Source organism: Kribbella sp. NPDC006257 (genome assembly GCF_040613535.1).
Classification (GTDB): domain Bacteria; phylum Actinomycetota; class Actinomycetes; order Propionibacteriales; family Kribbellaceae; genus Kribbella.
This window is the reverse complement of record NZ_JBEXSJ010000005.1, coordinates 259675-266914: the sequence shown is the minus strand read 5'-3', so window position 1 is coordinate 266914 and position 7240 is coordinate 259675. Positions and strand designations below refer to the sequence as shown.

The 7240-nt window shown below is 66.5% G+C and carries 7 protein-coding genes; 1 reads left to right on the top strand and 6 read right to left on the bottom strand.

Going from position 1 to position 7240, the window contains the following annotated elements; all coding sequences use genetic code 11:
* Positions 1–127: 127 nt before the first annotated feature.
* The 3 genes from ABZ004_RS09150 to ABZ004_RS09140 are packed head-to-tail and all read right to left on the bottom strand — an operon-like array spanning position 128 to position 3053.
* The gene (locus ABZ004_RS09150) at positions 128–1693 is read right to left on the bottom strand and encodes an HAD-IA family hydrolase (RefSeq protein ID WP_355679258.1); all 1566 of its coding nucleotides are present in this window, start codon (positions 1691–1693) and stop codon (positions 128–130) included.
* Positions 1694–1700: 7 nt separating this feature from the next.
* Positions 1701–2240: a type 1 glutamine amidotransferase domain-containing protein gene (locus tag ABZ004_RS09145; protein WP_355679257.1), complete on the bottom strand. Its 540-nt coding sequence runs from the start codon at positions 2238–2240 to the stop codon at positions 1701–1703.
* A 27-nt stretch (positions 2241–2267) separates the two neighbouring features.
* Positions 2268–3053 (bottom strand): cupin domain-containing protein, encoded by a 786-nt coding sequence (locus tag ABZ004_RS09140; protein WP_355679256.1) that lies wholly within the window; start codon positions 3051–3053, stop codon positions 2268–2270.
* Positions 3054–3480: 427 nt separating this feature from the next.
* On the opposite strand from ABZ004_RS09140, the gene ABZ004_RS09135 reads away from it, so the two are divergent.
* On the top strand, positions 3481–4164 hold the full coding sequence (locus tag ABZ004_RS09135; protein WP_355679255.1) for a type 1 glutamine amidotransferase domain-containing protein: 684 nt from the start codon (positions 3481–3483) through the stop codon (positions 4162–4164).
* Between the two features lie 43 nt (positions 4165–4207).
* On the opposite strand, the gene ABZ004_RS09130 is transcribed toward ABZ004_RS09135, so the two are convergent.
* From ABZ004_RS09130 to ABZ004_RS09120, 3 genes are read right to left on the bottom strand one after another with little or no spacing between them, the layout of a single operon-like run.
* Positions 4208–5095, bottom strand: coding sequence for a LysR family transcriptional regulator (locus ABZ004_RS09130; RefSeq protein WP_355679254.1), 888 nt, complete (start codon positions 5093–5095; stop codon positions 4208–4210).
* Positions 5092–6456, bottom strand: coding sequence for an MFS transporter (locus ABZ004_RS09125; RefSeq protein WP_355679253.1), 1365 nt, complete (start codon positions 6454–6456; stop codon positions 5092–5094). The genes ABZ004_RS09130 and ABZ004_RS09125 overlap by 4 nt, the downstream gene beginning before the upstream one ends.
* A complete protein-coding gene (locus ABZ004_RS09120; protein WP_355679252.1) occupies positions 6456–7229 on the bottom strand; it encodes a VOC family protein in 774 nt (257 codons plus the stop codon). The genes ABZ004_RS09125 and ABZ004_RS09120 overlap by 1 nt, the downstream gene beginning before the upstream one ends.
* Positions 7230–7240: the final 11 nt, after the last annotated feature.

Below are 7240 nucleotides of genomic sequence, written 5' to 3'. Positions count from 1 at the left end.
GCTGGTCCGGGGCCATCGCCGGGTGCCGCTGCGTGGGAGATATGGCTGACTCACACATCGGGCTCCCTCGCTGGTCGGGGTGTTAAGCGGGTCGTGCCGTGCCGGGGGGGGCACGCCACGGCGTTGCTCAACTGGCAGGCAGCAACATGTCCTCGAAGAGATCCTGGAACGACTTCTCCAGCTCGGGGTGTTCGTAGAACTCCGGGCCCACGGGTTCGAAGATGACCTCACCGAGGCCGCTCAGCGTGTCGAACATCATCGAGACGATGGTGCCGACCTCGCGGCCGAGGTAGTGCGCGACGATCGCGACCGCACTCCCGTTGACGCCGTACGAGCCGGTGGCGGTCCAGATCCGCTCCTCCGGGCTGCCGATCCACATCCGGCGGCTGGTCGGCACGTTGTAGCCCTCGCCCCGCAGCCCACGCGCAACCGCCGCGACGCAGGTGATCGGGCTGCCGCCGAGGATGCCGGCCCGGGCCAGTACCCCGACGCCCGAACAGTTGGCGGCGACGACCTTCCCCTCGTCGTGGTGCCGGCGGATCAGCTCCAGGACGCGCTCGTTCTTGGCCATCTCCCCGGAGCCGACTCCGCCCGGCACGTAGAGCAGGTCGTAGGTGCGGGTGTCATCCAGCGCTGCGTCCGGGACGACCTGCGTCCCCATCTGCATGGTGACGACACCCGGCGTGACGGCAACCAGTTGTACTTCCAGGCTCTCCGGGGCGGTCTCCCGCTCCCACGGGGAGATCGCGCCGCTGACCACCATCGCTGCGCCCTTGAAGATCTCCAGCGGGGTCAGGCAGTCCTGCTCACTGACCTTGTCGTAGGCCAGTACGCCGATCGAGCGGATCAGCGGTGTCTCGGGCTCGGGTTCCGGGGTGATGGTCCGGGTCCGGCCGTTGCGGCGCAGGATCTCCGGTTTTGTCATGGTCATAGTGGTTCCGATCTGTGGAAGTCTCGATGGTTGGGAAGCGGCCAACTGCACGGATCCGAGCTCGGACAGCTCGAGCGAGCGGATGCCCTGCCTTGCTGCCTCGGCCCGATGCTCGGGGATCTGATATCCCCACTGCGCCCAGAACACCTGGGCTCCGGCACTGCGGACCCGGGCCGCGTTGGTGAGGTTGTCGTCGATGAAGATCACGTCGGCCGGGGCGACACCGGCCTGCCGGGCGAGCCTGCGGACGGCCTCCGGTTTGCGCGAGCACTCCCCGACGACGGCCGTCACGGTGCGGTCCAGCCGGTGGCGGCGGAGGATCTCCCAGACCGAGGGTTCGTCCTTCGCCGTGACCACAGCCACCTTGCCGGCATGGCGCCTGAGCAGTTGCGGAACTCCGGCGTACAGGGTGTGCAGGCCGAGCCAGAAGTCGCGCTCGGTCTCCCGGAGCCGATTGCGGACGGAGGTCGCGCGGGTGACGAACTCGGCGACCTCGCGCTGATCCAGGGACGCGAAGAGCCGATCGAACTCGGCCTGCGTCCGCACCTCGTCCGCGGCCGGCGATCCGGCGACGGCGAAGTGGTCGAGCAGTCGCGAATAGTTCCGGACGTGGGCGAAACGCCGGACGAACGCGGCGGGCACCTGGCCCAGCAGGGCTGGACCGGACTCTGGCGGGATCCGGTCCTGAAGACCGAACCAGGTGACCAGCGCGCACTCCTCCAACGCGTCGCAGATGACGCCGTCGAAGTCGAGGATCAGCATGGACAAACTAGGCTGCCAGCTTCTCGACGGTCTCGAAGACCGCCCGCATGAAGGCGCCCACGTAGGCGTAGTACGAGCAGGTGATGATGTTGCCGTCGACGATCACGTCGCTGTCCACGACGGTCGCGCCGGCGTTGATCACGTCGTCGCGCAGCCCGATATAGGCACACGCCGTGCGGCCCTTGAGGACGCCCGCGCTGACCATGATCCAGGGGCCGTGACAGAGCCCGGCGACCACCTTTCCGGCGGTGTCCATTCCGGCGACGAATTCAAGCACTCGTTTGTCCTGCCGAATACGGTCAGGCGCTTCGTGACCGCCGGTGAGAATCACCGCGTCCCATTCACCGTCGGCCAGGTCGTCGAACGCGATGAGCGGTTTGGCGGTCTTGTCCATCGGCAACGGAACGCCGTATTTGCCGACCACCGGGTCGCCCTCTTTCGTGGCCACGGCCACGTCCCAGCCTTCTTCGATCAGCCGGTAATAGGTATAGACCACATCATGGTCCTGAAATCCCGGGCCGGTGATAATGACAGCGCTGTGTGACATTTATGTAAACCTCTCTGTGAACAGGTATCAACCAAGTCGGGAAATGCACAGGTACGGCAGTTCGACATCCGGGCGTACCACTTCGCGGCTGGTATTGGTGAGAATCTCCACATCGAGCCGCACCACGCCGGAGATGCACAGCGGGACATAGAACAGATCGGCTGGCCGGCGCCGGTAGAACACATCCATCCCGGTCCGGATCTCGAAACCGAAGCGGCCGTCCGGAGTACTGGCGCGCAGGTGCGCGTTGGCCTGCTGCGGCACCCGCTGCATGGGGTGTTCGGGCTGCTCGATCGCCTCGGACTCGTACGACTTGCCGGTCCGGTCGTAGTCGTCGCGCAGCCGGAGCAGGTCGAACTTGTTCCGCGGCACCTCGATCTCGATCAGCTCCAGCGGCTCGTCACCGGTGTTCCGGGTGCCATGGAAGGCGCCGCCGGCGATCCGCAGGATCGTCCCGGCGCGGACCGGGACCTCCTGCCGCAGTCCGGTGGCGATCCCCTGCCCACCAAGGCAGAGCAGATAGGTCAGCTTGCGTGGGTGCACATGCATCGACGTGCCGTGCGGAGCGTCGATGTGCAGGGCCCAGCAGTCGAAGAAGTCGTCGACGTAGGCGCGGTACTCATACCCCCAGGGCTTGGGGATGATCTCGTTCAGGTGCAGGTCGGCGTCGAACTGTTCGTTCAGCGGCCGGCCGCCGCGGCGGACCAGCCGCTTGAGCTCCCGGATGTCTTCCTTGCCGGCTTCGAACCGGACCAGTTCCGGTACGACGCCGGGTGTCGGCGCGATGGTTTCGATACTCGATGGTGCAGTCATTAACACCTCACATGGTCGGCCCCACAGGGCGGTGGGAATGCAGCAGCAGTGCGCCGGAATTTCGGCTCCGGCGCCGCTTCGACAGTGATTGAAAGTTTCTCGAAATGGTGGATCTACGCAGGCGATGCCCTCCCCCGAGGTGGTGGGCCTTGCGATTCGGCCCGACTCAAGAAACCATAGACCGCCTGACGGGTCAACAGATATCTCATTAACCGAATGCGGGGCTGTGGGCGACGTCACAGTGACCGTCGATTACATTCCCGGGCAGTCTCGAATGTACATACAAGAATGGCGATCAGCTTTTCGATGACTTTCCATCAGGAATTATATTGGTGATTAGCCGGATGGTTTTCTACACTCCGTTGGGATCGGCCTATTCCCGGCCGGCCGACTGTATACAGCTGTCCCATGCCTCTGAGGAGTAACAATGCCGAATCTTCCGCAGCGCGTTCTGCTCGTGCTGACCAGCCAGGACCACCTCGGTGACCACGGTGGCCCGACCGGCTATTACCTGCCCGAAGCCGCCCATCCGTGGAAGGTGTTCACCGAAGCCGGCTACCAGGTGGACTTCGTCTCGGTCGCCGGCGGCAAGCCGCCGATGATCGGCCACGACCCGGCCGACGAGGTGCAGAACGCCTTCCTGGCCGACGCCACCATGCAGCAGAAGCTGCAGACCACCCCGACCCCCGCCGAGGTGAAGGCAGGCGACTTCGCAGCCGTCCTGTACGTCGGCGGCCACGGCACCATGTGGGACTTCCCCGACGAGACCGGCCTCAGTGACCTCGCCCGCGAGATCTACGAGACCGGCGGCGTCGTCGCCGCGGTCTGCCACGGACCGGCCGGACTGGTGAACATCAAGCTGTCGAACGGCGAATACCTGGTCGACGGCAAGGAGTTCGCCGGCTTCACCAACGACGAGGAGGACGCCGTCGGGATGACCTCGGTCGTCCCGTTCCTGCTCCAGGACAAGCTCGAGGAACGCGGCGGCAAGCACGTCAAGAAGCCGAACTTCGAGCCCTGCGTCGTGGTCAGCGAGCGCCTCGTCACCGGACAGAACCCAGCCTCCGCCAAGGGTGTGGCGGAGGCTGCGCTCGAGCTCCTGGAGGGCTGAACCGCAAGTAGCCATCGGGTTGCCCGCAACCCGATGGCTACTCCTACCAGTACTCGGCCTCTGCCATCAGATGACGCCAGGCGACCTTCACCTGTGGTTGGCAGAGTCCCGTTCTGGTCACGAGGTACAGCATGTTCTTCGGCGAGATCACCGGATCGTAGAGCCGCACCAACTGCTCCGACCGGATCGCTTCCGCCGCCAGATAGGTCGGCAACACACTCATGCCCGCACCCGCGATCACCGCCGACAACGCGGCGTGCAGGTCCGGTACGACGATGGCGGGCCGCATCCGTGGCTGACGGTTGAAGGCGGTCGTCCAGTACTGTCCGACGATCGGCAGTCCCTCCCCGATGGACACCAACGGCACCTGATCCAGGGCAGCTCCACCGTCGGTGGTCACCTCGTCAGGTAGCTGTGCGGCCCAGCACACGCCGGCCACCAGTACGAACTCCTCCTCGAAGAGCGGCTCGACCGTGAGCCCGGCTTGCCGGGGGCGGGTCGTCGAGACCACGAGATCATGCCGGCCGGCCACCAGACCTTCGATCAGCTGATCCGGCGGACCGAACGAGGTCCGCACCCGCACCCCGCGCTCGATCAGGCAGGCCAGCGCCGGAATCACCTTCGCTGTGGTCAGATCAGGCGGCCCGCCGAACTGCAGGGTCTGATTGCCGGGGTCGGTCGCGAGCACCCCGTCGATCACCTCTTCGAGGGCGTCCAGATGCAGCCCCAGCTGACCGGCCAATTCGTCAGCCACGCCGGTCGGCGTGACACCGCCGGCGCGTCTGACGAACAACTGCTTCCCGAGTTTCTCCTCCAGGCTCCTGACCTGAACCGTGACGGTCGGCTGGGACAGCCCGAGGTGCGCAGCCGCCTTGGTCAGCGAGCCGGCTCGGTGAACAGTGAGGAACGTCCGCAACAGATCCAGGTTCACGACTGTTGCTGGCGTCGTACGGGGATCGAGAGCGTGACGGCCACCAGTGCCAGGGCCGCGAGGATCACACCCGCCGTACGCAGCGAGGTCAGCGGACCCAGTACTGCGACGCCCAGGGCGGAACCGGCCTGCCTGGAGGCATTCAGCGCACCCTGCGCCGACGCGGCGTACTCCTTGGGAGCGGCCACCGACATGTCGGCCGTCGCCGCCGGGATCGCCGTCGTACTGGCGAGAACGAGCGCGATCTCCGCGACGACGATCCAGAGCAGCGAGGAATGTACGCCGACCCTGGTCAGCAGCAGCCCGGCGAAGACGTCACAGGTCAGCCCGAAGATGATCAGCCGGCGGGCGCCGAAGGTCGCGATCAGCCGGCCGGTCACCATCGGCAGTACGCACATCGGCAACGTCATCGGCACGAAGGCCAGGCCGGTGTCGAGCGCGCTGAATCCCCGCTCCCGCTGGTACCACAGCGTCAGCATGAAGAGCATCCCGTAGAACACCAGCGTCGCCGCGGTCGCCGCGATGATGTCGAGCCGCACCTGGGCCCGGGCCAGCAGCGCCGGTGGCAGCACCGGATGCTCGGCCCGCCGTTCGACCTGGACCAGCGCGATCAGTGCAACGACGGCGAGACCGAGACTGATCAGCGGCGTCGGACGACCCCACCCGTTGGTGCCGCCGTCGATCAGCCCGAAGGTCAGGCATCCCAGCAGGACGATGGACAAGGTCACCCCGGGCCGGTCCAGCGGCCGGACCTTCGGCGGCACCACGTTCGCCACGCCGAGCACCAGAACCAACGACAGTACAGCGATGGGCGGGTTGACCAGGAACACCAAACGCCAGCCGCCCAGTGTGACCAGCACCCCGCCGAGTAGCGGACCGGCGAGTAGCCCGCTACTCGTGACGGCGGCCCAGGTGCCGATCATCTTTGCCCGGACAGCGGGCTCGGGGTACATCGCCACCAGCAACGCGAGCGACGACGGGACCATCCCGGCCGCCGCCACCCCGAGCAGCGCCCGGCCACCGATCAGCAGGCCGATGTTCGGCGCGGCGGCGCACAGCAGGGAGAGCACCGCGAAGGCGATCAACGAGTAGCGGTAGAGCCGGCTTGCGCCGAAGCGGTCCGAGACCGCTCCGGACGCCAGCAGCACGCCCGCGAAGACCACCGTGTAGGCAACAGCTGCCCAGGGCAACAATGCCCCACCGACCTGCAGATCCTGCTGGACATCGGGCAGGGCGACATTGAGGATCGAGGTGTCGAGCAGGACCAGGAAGTTGCCGGCCGAGATCCCGAGGAAGGTGAGCAGCCTGCGCCGGCTAACCGCGCGGTCCGGGATCGTTGCCGGCGGCAAGGGGGTGGTCATCAGGCGCCGACCCCACCCGGCAGAACGCCGGTCCGGGCCCACTCGGTGAGCGGGTCGACGGCGTCCGTACCGACGTACTCGATCCTGTTGCCGTAGGGATCCGGCGAGGTGATCATCGAGAACGGAGTGGAGCCCTCCGCCATCCGGAAGACCGCGTCGACACCAGGCCCGCTGGTGCGCAGCCAATCGAGTCGCGCGTCCATGTCCGGTTCCCAGTACGCGTGGTACAGGATCTGGCCGCACTTGTCGGCGGAGACGATGCCGTCGCCGTTCGCCTGGATCAGCTCCAGGTACGGCGGCTCGGTCCGGGACAGCACCGCGGTGAGCTCGAACGGGTGCGGGTCGGGATCTTCCAGCCGCGGGATGCTGAACACGCCGGGCTCGGTGAACTGCAGGTCGAACGTGTCCGCGTAGTACGCGATCGCCTTGTCAAGATCGGGAACCACGATGCCGGTGTGGAAGAAGCTCGGCTCGGCCGTCGGGGCGAACCGGTCGGCGAACTTCACCACGGTCGGCGGCTCGACCAGGCAGTCGAGCAGTTCGGGGATGAAGTCGGCCAGGTACTTGCTGGCGCCGTGCTGCGCGAAGGCGACCTCGTCGCGGTACGTCTCTATGCACAGGCGCCGGGTCGGGTCGGTGTCGTCGACCACGTAGTCGAAACGGGTACAACCGGGTTCGTGCTGGGCGATGTTCTCCATCAGGCCGGCCATCAGCGCGTCGAGCTTCGCCTCTTTGCCGGGCTGGACGCGTTGTTCGGCGGTCACGGTAATCATTGATGCGTTCC